This window comes from Clostridium pacaense, assembly GCF_020709765.2.
In the GTDB taxonomy this organism is placed as follows: Bacteria; Bacillota; Clostridia; order Lachnospirales; family Lachnospiraceae; genus Enterocloster; species Enterocloster hominis.
Genome location: NZ_JAJFEB020000039.1, coordinates 1 through 13,359 on the forward strand (window position 1 = coordinate 1; position 13,359 = coordinate 13,359).

Here is a 13,359-nt window from a genome sequence, read left to right on the forward strand (position 1 = left end):
ATGCGCCTTTAGCTCAGTTGGTAGAGCAGTAGACTCTTAATCTATTTGTCCAGGGTTCGAGTCCCTGAAGGCGCACTAAAAGGTCTGACTTTGCAGATACATGAAGCTGCGGGGTCGGGCTTTTCTTTGTTACGGACAAGTTTTCCTGTCACAGACAAATTTTATTTTAATTAGGAGGCCTTATGAAATATTTACACAGACTTGCCGGGATTGCGGCCGCATTCTGCATCATGATTGTCCTGTTCATCACTTCTGTGGAGGCAGTGGTCTACTGGACACCTGGATATTTTGAAAAAGAATACACCAAATACAACGTGCTGGACAGCCTTCCGGCCATGACCATGGACGACCTTCTCCATGTGACGGACGAGATGATGGATTACCTGCGCGGGGACCGGGAAGACCTGCACGTGGAAACCACCATGGGCGGACAGCAGCGGGAGTTCTTCAATGAGCGGGAAATCGCCCATATGGAAGACGTGCAGGTGCTTTTCCTGAAGGCCATGTCCATCCGCACGGTCTGCCTCGTACTCACGGTCCTGCTCCTGGCATTCATGGCAGCCACAAAGGCGCGGATGAGGAAGGTCCTGCCTCCTTCCCTCTGCATGGGCACAGGCCTGTTCTTTGGCCTTATAACGGCCCTGGGGCTTATCATATCCACGGACTTTTCCAGGTATTTCATCATGTTCCACCATATTTTCTTTACTAATGACCTGTGGATCTTAGACCCGTCCACGGATATGCTGATCAACATTGTCCCGGAAGGATTTTTCATGGACACGGCCGCCCGTATTGCCCTTCTCTTCGGCTCATTATCCCTGATCCTCTTCGGTATATGCCTGTTCCTTACCATAAAAAACCAGAAAAAAGCCGCTTAATCCCCATCCAGCCTTTACTTAAATCCAGAAATCTTTTATACTGTACAATAGGCTATTTATATGATTGGAGATTGTTGGATGAAGCGATTATTCTCACTGTTCCTCTGTCTCTGTCTGTCCATGGGTGTTTTTACCATACGTGCGCTGGCTGCGCCGGAGTGGCCCTCCGATGTTTCCATTCAGGCGGACGGCGGTATTGTCATGGACGCGGACACGGGAACCGTACTATACGGAAAGAATATGGACCAGCAGTATTATCCGGCCAGTATCACCAAGATACTGACTGCCTTGATTGTGCTGGAACGATGTGACTTGGATGAAATGGTATCTTTTTCCCACGATGACGTGTATAACGTAGAAGCCGGCAGCAGCAGCGCGGGCATTGACGAAGGCGACGTGCTGACGGTCCGGGACTGTCTCTACGCCCTCATGCTGGCTTCTGCCAATGAAAGCGCCAATGCCCTGGCCTGCCATGTAAGCGGCTCCCGGGAGGAATTTGCAAAGCTGATGAACGAAAAGGCGGCAAGTCTTGGCTGTACCGGAAGCCATTTTGCCAACCCCAGCGGCCTTAATGATGAAAACCATTATACCACGGCCCATGACATGGCCCTGATTGCCAGGGAGGCCATCAAGAATCCTGAATTCCTGGCCATCAACGGCACCCGCAGCTATAAACTGGCCCCCACCAAGCGGACGCCGGATGGCGGGTACGTGGCCAACCACCACAAGATGCTTAACAAGAATGAATCCGTCTACTATCCAGGCGCATTCGCAGGCAAGACAGGCTATACGTCCCTGGCCGGCAACACCCTTGTGACCTGCGCCAAAAAAGACGGTATGACGCTGATTGCAGTGGTCCTTAACGGACACCAGTCACACTATTCTGACACAAAGGCCATGTTTGACTTCGCCTTCCGCAACTTCCAGTCTTTAAAGGCAGTGGACTATGAGACCCAGTACAGGTCCGTGGAAAATGACATGACCATCGCGGGCATGACGGCCCGGGACAGCATTTCCCTGGAACTGGACAAGAACGGGCGGGTGGTGATTCCCAAATCCGGGGATTTTGCGGATGTTAAGTCCACCCTCACCTATGACCTGGACAGCCAGAGTCCTTCGGACGCAGTGGCCTGCATCCGCTATACTTACAATGAACGCCCTGTTGGCTTCGTATACCTCTGTTCCGCCGGAATCAGGTCTGATGCCCGGACCGCCACACCGGCGGACGCAGGCGGGATTGGCGGACCGGTTCCGGACGGCGCCCACACGCCGTCACAGGACGGGGCTGGTAATCCTTCCCCGGCTGCCAATCCGGCCTCCCGGGACCAGGCCCCGGCAGCGCCCACACGCCAGGACATCACCACCAAGGAAGGCACTGCCTCCAGTATACGCATACCAGCCAACACGCTGACCATACTGGGAATCGTCTTTTCCCTGTGCGTCATCATAGCAATCGTGGCCGCCGTGAAAATACATGTAAAGCGCAAGGAAGAGGCCGACCTTCTGTTACGGCGGCAGCGGAGGCTTGAGCGTCTGGAGGACATCGGCTATTCCTCCTCTGAGTTTGACCGGCTTCTGGCTGAGCGCAGGGTATCATCCCCATCCACACGCAAAACCAGAAGAAGCCGGCGCAAAAAATCTATTTTCCGTTGAACTTGCCATACCCATAGGTTATAATGTAGGGGGTTATCTGTAACGCCTACTTTAAAAGGAACCGCAGTTTGCAGGGGAGTGTGCAATGAAAATCTTCCATAAGGAAAAGAGTGACCTGAAGGCTGCTGTCATGAACCTGGTTAGGAATCTTCCTATTACCATAGAGTATATGGCCGCAGCCACTTTAGTCTCTACCGTGTTTTTTTATTTCAGCACAAATGTAACCAATATTTCCATCATTTACACCCTGGCCATCATCCTGATTGCCCGTGCAACAAGCTGTTACGGAGCCGGCATACTTGCATCGCTGTTCGGGGTCTTCTGGGTGAATTTTGCATTTACCTATCCTTATATGACCCTTAATTTTACCATGTCAGGATATCCGATTACATTTGTGGGCATGATGCTGATTTCCTGCCTTGCCAGCAGTATATGCATCATGATTACCAAGCAGAACGTACAGCTCCAGGAAAAGGACCGTATGCTGCTGAATGCGGAAAAGGAGACCATGAAGGCCAACCTCATGCGCGCCATGTCCCATGACCTGCGCACCCCGCTTACCACGATCATCGGTTCCAGTTCCACCTATCTGAACCAGGAAGGTTCCATGACCGCCGAAGAAAAGCGTAAGCTGGTACAGAACATAGAAGAAGATGCCCAGTGGCTTCTCACCATGGTGGAGAACCTGCTGTCCGTTACCAGGATCCAGGACGAGCGCGGCGTGGCCACTGTAATTAAGACAGAGGAATCCCTGGAGGAGGTCATTTCCTCAGCCGTGGAGCGGTTCCGCAAACGGTTTCCGGATGTCCACGTCCACGTCTCCATACCGGAAAGCTTTATCATGGTCCCCATGGACCCCACCCTCATCGAGCAGGTCATCAACAATCTTCTGGAAAATGCATACTTCCATTCCGGAAGCCATGGACCCATTGACCTGCTGGCGGCAGCGGACGGTCCCTATGCGTCCATCACCATCCGTGACTATGGCAACGGCATCCGGCCGGAACTGTTAGACACCCTGTTTGACGGCGGAGGCGTCTCCGGCAACCAGACCGGTGACAGCCACAAGGGGATGGGAATCGGCCTTACGCTCTGTAAAACCATCATAAATGCCCACGGCGGCCACATAGAGGCCAGCAATTACGAAAAAGGCGCCCTATTTACTTTTACCTTACCAGATTGGAGGGAATATTAGCTTATGAACACAAGAGCCAGTATTATCATCATTGAGGACGAAAAGAACATCTGCAATTTCATAGAAACAGTCCTGACCCCGCAGAACTATCAGGTGACCTGTGCATATACGGGTACGGATGGACTGAAACTGATCAACACCCACAAACCGGATGTGGTCCTGCTGGACCTGGGCCTTCCCGACATGGACGGCCTGGAGATCATACAGGAGGTCAGGGCCTACAGCTCTGTGCCCATCATCGTGATTTCCGCCAGGACCATGGAGCGCAGCAAGGTGGCTGCCCTGGACATGGGCGCTGACGATTACCTTACCAAGCCGTTCGGCACAGCGGAGCTTCTGGCCCGCATCCGCACGGCCCTGCGCCACAGCCAGCGCAATGTCAGCGAAAACTCCAAATACGACGTGGGCGGCCTGCTGATTGACTTCGAGCGCCGTCTTGTCAAGGTGAACGACCAGGAAGTGCATCTGACGCAGATTGAATACAAGCTGGTATCCCTGCTGGCCCAGAACGCAGGCAGGGTGCTGACCTATGAAACCATCATTTCCAAGATATGGGGGCCATTTGCGGACAGCGATAACCAGATACTCCGCGTGAACATGGCGCATATACGCAGGAAACTGGAAGAGAACCCAGCCGAGCCAAAGTATATTTTTACGGAGATTGGGGTTGGGTATAGGATGAGGGAGGAGTAAGGGGGAAAATTGGATTTGACGAGGCAGGGGATTGCGGGGAGGTACGCAACCTCTGCCTTGTTTTGTTCCAGGAGACAGGGGCGGGAGGCGGACGGGGGTGGGATTCCTGGTTCCGGAAGCCTGGCCTGCTAACTCAAAAAGACGGCAAAAACAGGGCACCGCGCCAACTCCCGAAGAAATCTTGATGATTTTTCGTCCGTGGGCGCTCTGCGCTCGGGCTTGGAAGCCCTCGCTCGACCCTGTTTTTGCCGCCTTTTTGAGTAAGCAGACCGGGCTTCCTCCACAAGGAATCCCACCCCCGCCCGCCTCCCGCCCCTGCCTCCTGCTAAGGTTGTGAAGAGGTTGCTGTGGCTTCCGGGCGCTGCCTGTGAAATATCAATGGATGGAAGATTGATAGTTAAAATTGATAGCTAAGATTAATAGCTAAGATTGATAGCTAAGATTAATAGCTAATGGGGGTTGCTTAGTGTTTGGCGTTGCGGCGTTTGCGGCCGTCTTCTTTGCGCTGTGTGAGAAGTTCCACATCTTCTTCTCCGGCCATTTTGGTGGTCTTGATTACGTAGTATCTGTCGTCTTCTGATTTTTTGACGCGGATCTTTCCTTTGACATATCCGTGTTCGGGACAGACGGCCAGGCAGAAGTAGAATCTTTGGCTGTAGGGGAACCAGCGGATTTTCTTGCGGAGCATGCGCCTGCATTTCAGACATACCATGTCTGTGATATTCTTGTCTTTCATGATGTCTTCCCTGGAGTTGAATTCCCTGGATACGAATTTCGTGTATTCGGGGAAAAACAGCCTGTACTCGTTTTCTTTTGTCTCCGGCAGCCCATAATAGTCTACGGATACGTATACACCGTACTTCTCCATGTCCAGCACGGATAGGATTTTCCCGGTGTAATATGCATCGTCCAATGCCCGGTGGAAGGGCCGGTCCTCCGCCATGCCCTGTAGCTGCACAGCCTGGTCAAGGGACACCTTATTCTTGCCGTCCCCGTACTGGAGACAGTACAGCTTCTGGATGTCATAATATAAAAGCGGACGGGGAAATGGTATCTCCATCTTGTGGTATATCATGTTCCTCTGCAGCTCCGTCAGATCCATGGACCCCCATGTGCAGAAACGGAAATCCCCTTCCCCGCACCAGTCCAGGAATTCCTGCATCACTGCCTTGAAGGGCTGCCCCTCCTGGCATAGCTTTTTCATGTCCATATGTGTTACTTCTGATATTTTAAAATGCATCTTTTTATATACCTGGGGCTTTATCAGTTTATGGAATTCCCCTGCGGCCCGGAACTGATGGTCCAGCATCACCGCGCCTATCTCAATAATCTCAAAGGGAAGATGCTCTACGGAGTCTTCCTTTCCGTTGGGACTCTGATTCCACTCAAGGTCTAATACAATGTAATTCATATTTTCATCCTGTCACTCTATAATCTCGATTTACCTTCCTATCTTACCATACCGAAAAGAATATGGAAAGGGGCTATCTTCATACATCCGTGTGGTGTCCTTTCCTCCTGGTCCGCGGGCGGATTGTTAACCATATAAGTTTTTGAGTTGACAAACAGGCGGTGCGGCCCTATAATAAATAAAATGTAAACCACATTTTATGAATAGGGTGACAATTATGATGCAGATGATACATGCGGCATGTGCCCATGGACAGCGCCAGTTTGATGGGTGGGTGATAGGAAAGGCTTTTTATGGGAAATATGATGGCCAGGAACCTGTGTCCTTTGAGACGCAGACGCAAAGGATGCGGCAGGGTTTTGCCAGACTGTCCACCAAAGGATATGGCAAAGGACACAATGTCGTGCAGGGCCTGGAACTGGTATTGGTCCGTCCGTCTTGCGCGGATGGGGATGCACGGGGGAATGCGTGTGCCGGCGCATTTCCCGGCAGGCATGGATGCAGGCTTTTGCGGGACAGGCTTGAGGCCGGGGACGGCATAAGGGCTGCTGCTGAAGACTCCCATGGATACCTCTTATCTGGAGCGCCTCATTTCAGGCCCGATGTGCTCACATTCTCTTCAGAGGGTTTAAAACGGTTCTTAAAGGATTCCGGCGATACCAACCCTATTCATTATGGAGAAACAGCTGTTGTGCCGGGATTGTGGATTCTGGAGAGTTTACAGGGCCTTTGGGAATGTAAGGCGGCGCAGGGAGCGGATGCGGCACCAGGCCGTCATGATCTGCCCCAGGAATTCCATATCCGTTTTTTCCACCCGGTATATACAGGACAGCCAATCCGGCTGGTATGCTCTGAAAATACAATCACCGGGGTATGCGGCGGGCTTACTTATTTTCTTTTGCGGACAAACAACTTATGATGTGGAGGTAATCATGAATACAAAATCGAGATTCAATACAATGGAACTGACAAAAATGGGGCTGCTCACCGCCCTGATCTGTGTATCTGCCTATATTGTAATCCCTCTTCCGTTTTCCCCTGCCAGCCTGACTGCCCAGACCCTGGTGGTCAATCTGATTGCCCTTTTGCTGACCCCCAGGCAGGCGGCATTTACCATTATTGTATACATACTCCTTGGACTTACCGGGCTTCCCGTCTTCTCAGGCGGCGTGGGCGGCCCAGGCAAACTGTTCGGCCCTACCGGGGGATATATAATGGCATGGCTTATTGCTGTTATCTTAATGTCGTGGCTGAAAGGGCAGCGCTATAGTTTTGCGCGGTACTGCCTTGTCACTGTGTGCGTAGGAATGCCAATCATCTATCTGCTGGGAAGCGTCTACATGAAGTTCGTGACTGGCATGGACTGGATTTCTACATTTACAGTTGCCGTTCTCCCCTTTATCCCGCTGGACCTGTTTAAATGCGCTGCTGCAGCCCTGATTGCAAAACCTGTCCAGGAAAGCCTTTCAAGGGCCAGATCCGTCATATAGGAGAAGCCATGGACAATGTATATGTATTAGGCGGACTGCGGAGCTATATCGGAATAAGGAACAACGCCTACCGGCATGTCCCGGCGGAACAGCTGGGCGCTGCCGTGCTGAGGGAACTGGCAGCGCGATATCCATTTGATAAGGCAGATATGATAATTGGCGGGAACAGCGTTGGCTGCGGAGGCAACATCACCCGCCTGGCGGCGCTTAACGCCGGACTGCCTTCTTCCATCCCGTCCCTTACCATTGACCAGCAGTGCGCTTCCTCCCTTGCCGCCATTACCACGGCTGCCGCCATGATTGAAAGCGGACTGTCCGGTCTTGTCATCGCAGGCGGATTTGAAAGTACATCCACCCAGCCCCTGCGTATGCACCATCCGAACCATCCTGATTGTACGGAGGATTCCCGCCCCTACACCACTGCCAGGTTCATACCAGGCCCCCAGCAAGAGGATGTAATGCTTCAGGGGGCTGAACGCACCATATGCCATCATCATATCTCTAAGGAAGAACTGGACAGATGGACGCTGATAAGCCACCAGAGGGCCCTGCGCGCCCGTGAGGACGGGGTATTAAAGGATGTGGTATGCCCTGTATGGGGCCTGGAGATGGACGAGGGCATCCGTCCGCGGATGAGCCAGAAGCTGCTTGATAAACTTCCCCCTGTCCTGAAGGACGGCAGATATCTAAATGCAGCCAATGCCTGCACCATGAACGACGGCGCCGCCTTCCTCCTTCTTTGCTCCGGACGGTATCTTAAGGACCACGGCCTGACCCCACGCTGCCGTTTGACCGGCGCCCTCAGTACGGGAGCCGACCTTCTTATGAGTCCTGTATCTGCTGTGGAGTCCATACGGCAGCTTCTGGAACAAACCCATACCTCCATGGACGATATCGGCTGTGTTGAATGCAATGAGGCGTTTGCTGCCATTGATGTACTTTTTCAAAGGGCATATCCTGATAAATGCAGCCGCTATAACATGTTTGGAGGCGCCCTTGCCTATGGCCACCCGTATGGCGCATCCGGCGCAATTATTTTCCTGCATCTCATGAAGGCCATGGAACTGACTGAAAGCAGGAAAGGAATCTGTTCCGTGGCCGCTGCCGGGGGAATCGGCACCGCGGTGCTTCTGGAACGCTGATTTGGGACGCTGGCCCGGGATGCTGACCTGGGATGCTGGCCCAGGACGCTGACCTGGGATGCTGGCCCGGGACGCTGGCCCGGGACGCTGACCTGGGATGCTGGCCCGGGACGCTGACCTGGAACGCTGATTTGGGACGCTGGCCCCGGGTCAGCAATCCTGAATACCGCCCATGATATCACGCAATGAACGGACAAGGAGTACCACATGAATTATCTTGAAATGCTGCGGGCTGTCCCACCCCACCGGACAGCCCTTATTGAAGATTCCAGACAATATACCTACGGTGAAATGGTCATGGATGCCCAACGGTGTTCAGATGAACTTCTATCCCATCAGAAAGCGGATAAGAATGGGACAGCAAAAAAGCAGTCCACTGCAACCGCAGCCGTATCATACCAGGCTGGTCTTCCCCTGCTGGCATGGATTAAATCCCCTTCTGTCTATACACAGCTTATCTGCTTCCTCGCCTGCGGACAGATTGGGCGGATTCCGGTCATCCTGCCCCCTGATATGAGACATCCTCCCTCCATCCCTTCTGGTTCATCCATTCCTGACAGGGCCTGTATGGGCGTCCTGACTTCAGGCACCACCGGGAATCCCAGGCTGCTGTTCCGTACGTTTGAAAGCTGGCACGGCTTTTTCCCTGTCCAGAACAGCATCTTTGGTGTGGACAGGAATACCAGGATGTTTGTGCACGGCAGCCTTGCATTTACAGGAAACCTGAACATGTACCTGGCCCTGCTGTCCGAGGGCGCTGCCCTTATCACATGTTCCGCGGTCCATCCCCCTGCGTGGAACGGCAGCATTTCCCTGAACCAGGCAAATGCCATCTATCTCATCCCCTCCAAGCTGCGCCTCCTGTCCAGGACCTCCCCCGGGCCTGCGGATTACGTAAAAGCCATCCTGACCGGCTCCCAGAGCATGGATTTAAAGGATATGCATGGGCTGAAGCAGGCATTTCCACAAAGCAGATGTATCCTGTATTACGGCGCCAGTGAACTCAGCTATGTGTCATATCTCTGCGGCAATGAAATGACCGGCAATCCCGCCTGTGTGGGCCGCCCTTTTCCCGGCGTCCATATCACCATACAGGATGGGGAAATCATGGCTGACACCCCTTACCGCGCCCTGGGGGTACGGACTCCCGCAAGCGCCGGGGACATAGGATACCTGGACAGCCACGGGTTCCTGTATCTTCTGGGACGCCGGGATAATGTATACAATATCCACGGTAGAAAAATCCCTGCCGCATTGGTAGAACACGCCCTCACTGACCTGGATGAAATCAGCGAGGCCGCCGTTGTACTGGAACATGGTTCACTGACCGCTTATGTGGTCCTCAACCCAGCATTCCATTCCATGGACGCCCCAAAACCTTCCCCGGACCTCAGCCGCCGTCTGATGGGAAGGCTTCAGGAAACCCTGGAATATTACCAGCTGCCCCGCAGGATACGGTTCCTTGATTCAATTCCAAAAAACAGCAGCGGAAAGCCAATCCTGTCATTGCTTTCCGCTGCTGAGTGATTATTGTGTTAAGCTGAATGTATGGGCCGGCTTATCATACTGACGTCCGGTCACCACCTTTGCCGTAAGGTCGGTGCAATTAAAGACAATGGACCACTGGGTCGCATTTAACCGCCCGGAGGTCTCCGACACATGCCAGTCCTTTGACGCTGCCTGCAGCAGATCCATACCGGCCTGCTCATCCTTTACGACACCGCCGCAGCGGTTCAGGGACGATTCCAGGATTTCATACCTGTCCTGTCCGTTTCCGAAATTGAATTTCTTATCCGAAAGCAGGAAATTGGTCGCCATCTGATATCCCTCGTCCGCCTTCAGGACCACAAATTCATTATCGATGTATTCCACCACCGCGCTGTCCCCTGCCGCGTCTGCAAGCTGGAAATGGTAGCAGCTTCCTGCGGAGGAATGCATGTCGTACTGCTCCAGAAGGCTCACCGCCTCGTCCACCGTGGCCGCCTTATCAAGCATCAGCCGGATGGCCGTGGTCGTGGTAATATCCGTCTTCCCCGTATCCTGGTCCGTGGGCTCATCCGCAATGCGGAGCACCGCCACCGCCAGTCCCTTTTCATTTATCCCGTCCAGAGGCGCATAAGGCGCTGCCAGTGTGATAAGCTTCTGCTTCCATGTATCCGGCAGCTTATCCTCCCCAAACCCCAGGAAGGCAAGATTGACCGTGGATATGGAGCGGTATCCGTTGTCCGGCGCCGTCTCCACCACCAGGGCCGGCGAGTAGGTAAGGTCAAAATTCCTGCCGAATATACGGTCCCCATCCTCAGTCCAGGCGCTGAACGTGGAACAGCCCAGATCCGGAATGGAAAACTCCAGCGGCAGGCCCCTTAACAGCCTGTCCGTCACAAACCTGACCAGCTCCCCATCGGTGCTGGCGCCTGTGAGCAGGAAATCATCAAAACCATAATCCCCGTCATACTTCATGGTATAAAGCACATTGTCATCTATCTTCTCAAGCGTTGTAAGTGTCTTCAGCTCATGTCTGAACAGAAAGGCGCCTGCCAGGACCGCGGCCAATACAATGCCTGCCGCCCAGACAGCCGCCCATAGCAGCCGTTTTTTCCATCGTGTCTGTGTCATGATTTTCCCCTTGTCCATAGTCCCTGCTTTACAGCAGAATATCCTTAAAATCATAACACCATGTACGGGAAATGTCAAATACACGCCTTACCTTAAATTCTCCTCACACTTAATCATCCGTTCCTCATACCCGTCTAATTTCCAGTCCAGCCTTGCCAGAACAGCCTGAAGCTCCTCAATCCGGGCGGCAATCTGTTCCCGCTGTTCCAGAAGCAGGTTCTTCCTTGCCTGAATAGTCTCATTTCCCTGATAGAATAAGGCCACATATTCCACTAACGTCTCAACGGACACCCCTGCGCTTCTCATACATTTTATATATTCCACCCAGCGGCAGTCCTCCTCCGAATAATTGCGGATACCGCCGGAGGTACGGCCAATGCTTGGCAGAAGGCCCACGCGTTCATAATAGCGCAGCGTATCCGCGGATATATCATAGGCCCTGCTTACTTCTGCGATTGTCATATCACCATCTCCTGATTATCTGCTTTTTATTTTATTGTAACCATATTCATCCACGGAGGCAAGGAAATAAATACATATCAATGAATGTCCGCGGAAATTAACCGATTTTTACCAGTTCATAATCGCGGCTTCCAAGCCCAAGGGCATGCGCCGCCTCCACGGTATGGATTCCATGGCGTGATTCCATCCTTTCAATCAGCGCCGCCTTGCCTGTATCCAGGGAACTGTATACCGCATCCACACACGCCTGGTCCAGTGAAACAGGATCCGTGGATGCGAAAATGCCGATATCGCCCATTTCCGGGTCATGAGGATGGGCGTCACAGTCGCAATCCACAGAAAGCCGGTTCGCCACATTAATGTAAACAATCTTGCCGCGTCCCACAAAATCCATCACTGATTTATCCGCATCGGCCATGGACTCCAAAAAAGAATCATGGTCTGCCGTGAAAGCATCTTCAAACCGTTCACTGGTGGCAAACGTATGGATCCACACCTTGCCCCGTGAAGAAGCAAGGCCGATGGACATATTCTTTAATGCCCCTCCGAATCCTCCCATTGCATGCCCTTTAAAATGGGACAGCATAAGTATGGAATCATAATCCGTCAAATGGCTTCCCACATAATTCTCGCGAAGATGGTACCCGCCTTCCACAGGAATTGCCATGTCCCCGTCCTCATCCAGTATATCGCATGGGGCAATGGCCGCAAATCCATGGTCGCGGATGGTCTGCCAATGGGCCTGCGTGGTATTGCGGCGGCCTTCATAGGCCGTGTTACATTCAACAATTGTGCCGTTCAGCCTGTTAACCAGATCCTTAATCAAATCTGGCTGTAAAAAATTATGCCCGCCAGGTTCACCTGTCGAAATCTTAACCGCCACCCGGCCCGGCAGTGTTACGCCCATTGCTTCATAGATACGCACCAGGCTTTCCGCGGTAATACTGTCTGTCATATATACCTTTGTCATGTTAAATACCTCCTATATCCGTTTTCCCATCTCATATGCCTGCTTCATCGCCGGGCTGCTCTCGATATCTCCCACCTGCCAGGCGCCTGTTCCATAAATAATCCCTTTTTCACGCGCCCCCGGCAGGCAATCCTGGGTGAACCCGCGGAACCCTTCAATGGTGCGTTCCATCATGGACGCCTGCGTATCAGCTGCCGCTACAATGAAATAAAAATCCTTGTCCCTGATTTCCCCATAACGCGGCACCGTGCGGTCAATCAACGTCTTCATCTGCCCATCCATTGTATAAAAATACACAGGCGTTGCCATGACAATCACATCTGCATTTACCATCTTCTCAAGGATGGATGCCATATCGTCATTCTGGACGCACTTATGGGTGCTGTTACAGACACCGCAGCCTAAACAATAATGAATCTTACAATCCTTCAGGAACACCTTTTCCGCCGCGTTCCCGCCATCCACGGCCCCTCTCATGAACTCATCACATAACGTATCCGAGTTTCCCTTCCTTCTGGGGCTGCCTGAAAGTATTAAAACTTTTTTGTCCACTATGATCTTCCTTTCTTTCTGTTGGTAAAGCCTGTTTTGTAAGTTTTTGTTTTGCATAACTATAGCCTACTACCTGGAGTCGGCTCCAAGTCAACAACTAAATTCATTTTTGCCCGTAAAATGTAATATTAATTTCGTGTTTCACCAACTAAATTCGTGATTGACGATTTTAGTGTTACACTTATCATGGTATGATTATCCTGGTAAGTGGATTCCTCCATCCAAGGAGGATTATTTATGCCTAAGAAAAAAAGATATGATCACAAACACCTTTCTACAAGCCAGCGCATCTACATC

General features: G+C 52.3%; 14 protein-coding genes and 1 tRNA gene. 10 read left to right on the forward strand and 5 right to left on the reverse strand.

Annotation, left to right across the window (positions count from 1 at the left end; genetic code table 11):
• Positions 1 to 2 precede the first annotated feature (2 nt).
• The 5 genes from LK536_RS58100 (at position 3) to LK536_RS58120 (ending at position 4,419) form a co-directional block, all read left to right on the forward strand.
• A tRNA-Lys gene (locus LK536_RS58100) sits at positions 3 to 75 on the forward strand.
• A 107-nt stretch (positions 76 to 182) separates the two neighbouring features.
• Positions 183 to 878 (forward strand): TIGR01906 family membrane protein, encoded by a 696-nt coding sequence (locus LK536_RS58105; protein WP_008720842.1) that lies wholly within the window; start codon positions 183 to 185, stop codon positions 876 to 878.
• A 78-nt stretch (positions 879 to 956) separates the two neighbouring features.
• Complete coding sequence (locus LK536_RS58110; RefSeq protein ID WP_227795587.1) at positions 957 to 2,531, forward strand: D-alanyl-D-alanine carboxypeptidase family protein; 1,575 nt, start codon at positions 957 to 959, stop codon at positions 2,529 to 2,531.
• An 85-nt stretch (positions 2,532 to 2,616) separates the two neighbouring features.
• Positions 2,617 to 3,726: a sensor histidine kinase gene (locus LK536_RS58115; protein ID WP_008720846.1), complete on the forward strand. Its 1,110-nt coding sequence runs from the start codon at positions 2,617 to 2,619 to the stop codon at positions 3,724 to 3,726.
• Between the two features lie 3 nt (positions 3,727 to 3,729).
• Positions 3,730 to 4,419 (forward strand): response regulator, encoded by a 690-nt coding sequence (locus tag LK536_RS58120; RefSeq protein WP_008720849.1) that lies wholly within the window; start codon positions 3,730 to 3,732, stop codon positions 4,417 to 4,419.
• 463 nt (positions 4,420 to 4,882) lie between these two features.
• Here the strand turns inward: LK536_RS58120 and LK536_RS58125 are convergent, their stop codons facing one another.
• Positions 4,883 to 5,830, reverse strand: coding sequence for a 3'-5' exonuclease (locus LK536_RS58125; RefSeq protein WP_008720852.1), 948 nt, complete (start codon positions 5,828 to 5,830; stop codon positions 4,883 to 4,885).
• 217 nt (positions 5,831 to 6,047) lie between these two features.
• Between LK536_RS58125 and LK536_RS58130 the strand changes: the two genes are divergently transcribed.
• Genes LK536_RS58130 through LK536_RS58150 form a run of 5 tightly spaced genes read left to right on the forward strand, consistent with a single transcriptional unit; the run spans position 6,048 to position 9,989 of the window.
• Entirely contained in the window at positions 6,048 to 6,749 is a 702-nt protein-coding gene (locus tag LK536_RS58130; RefSeq protein ID WP_227795586.1) for a hotdog family protein, read from the forward strand.
• Positions 6,750 to 6,762: 13 nt separating this feature from the next.
• A complete protein-coding gene (locus LK536_RS58135) occupies positions 6,763 to 7,320 on the forward strand; it encodes a biotin transporter BioY (RefSeq protein WP_025484999.1) in 558 nt (185 codons plus the stop codon).
• Between the two features lie 8 nt (positions 7,321 to 7,328).
• On the forward strand, positions 7,329 to 8,462 hold the full coding sequence (locus LK536_RS58140) for a thiolase family protein (protein ID WP_227795585.1): 1,134 nt from the start codon (positions 7,329 to 7,331) through the stop codon (positions 8,460 to 8,462).
• Positions 8,463 to 8,494: 32 nt separating this feature from the next.
• The gene (locus tag LK536_RS58145) at positions 8,495 to 8,638 is read left to right on the forward strand and encodes a hypothetical protein (RefSeq protein WP_227795584.1); all 144 of its coding nucleotides are present in this window, start codon (positions 8,495 to 8,497) and stop codon (positions 8,636 to 8,638) included.
• A gap of 31 nt (positions 8,639 to 8,669) precedes the next feature.
• Positions 8,670 to 9,989 carry an AMP-binding protein gene (locus tag LK536_RS58150; protein WP_227795583.1) on the forward strand — a complete coding sequence of 440 codons (1,320 nt, stop codon included), beginning with the start codon at positions 8,670 to 8,672 and terminating at the stop codon, positions 9,987 to 9,989.
• On the opposite strand, the gene LK536_RS58155 is transcribed toward LK536_RS58150, so the two are convergent.
• From LK536_RS58155 to LK536_RS58170, 4 genes are all read right to left on the reverse strand, one after another.
• Positions 9,990 to 11,096 (reverse strand): linear amide C-N hydrolase, encoded by a 1,107-nt coding sequence (locus tag LK536_RS58155; protein ID WP_506092283.1) that lies wholly within the window; start codon positions 11,094 to 11,096, stop codon positions 9,990 to 9,992.
• Positions 11,097 to 11,165: 69 nt separating this feature from the next.
• Complete coding sequence (locus tag LK536_RS58160; protein WP_008720863.1) at positions 11,166 to 11,540, reverse strand: MerR family transcriptional regulator; 375 nt, start codon at positions 11,538 to 11,540, stop codon at positions 11,166 to 11,168.
• A 97-nt stretch (positions 11,541 to 11,637) separates the two neighbouring features.
• A complete protein-coding gene (locus LK536_RS58165) occupies positions 11,638 to 12,510 on the reverse strand; it encodes a DUF362 domain-containing protein (RefSeq protein WP_227795582.1) in 873 nt (290 codons plus the stop codon).
• A gap of 12 nt (positions 12,511 to 12,522) precedes the next feature.
• A complete protein-coding gene (locus tag LK536_RS58170; protein ID WP_120058674.1) occupies positions 12,523 to 13,062 on the reverse strand; it encodes a flavodoxin family protein in 540 nt (179 codons plus the stop codon).
• Positions 13,063 to 13,359: the final 297 nt, after the last annotated feature.